Genomic DNA, 260 nt, shown 5'->3' on the forward strand with positions numbered 1-260 from the left:
ACTCATAAACACACCTGCCGGTGGCTCAGTGCCTTTATCGCATGTGGCTATTTTAATTACTGGGCAAAGCCCGTCTACTATCAATCGAATCGATCGTTACCGTACTTTAAATGTGACCGCCGATATAGAAAAAAGCAACACTAACATGACCATACTCCAAGCTGATTTATCCCAGTATTTGGATGAGCTAATGCAGCAATACCCAGGAGTTGATTATGCATTAGAAGGAGAAGCAAAAGAGCAAAGAGAGTCGTTTGGTT

The 260-nt window shown here is 42.3% G+C and carries 1 protein-coding gene; it reads left to right on the plus strand.

Annotated features, from left to right (window positions below; all coding sequences use genetic code 11):
• A partial coding sequence (locus V0R37_RS22575) for a hypothetical protein (RefSeq protein ID WP_420376620.1) occupies positions 1–260 on the plus strand: 260 nt, incomplete at both ends.

The organism is Pollutimonas rozaliensis (assembly GCF_048751585.1).
Classification (GTDB): domain Bacteria; phylum Pseudomonadota; class Gammaproteobacteria; order Burkholderiales; family Burkholderiaceae_B.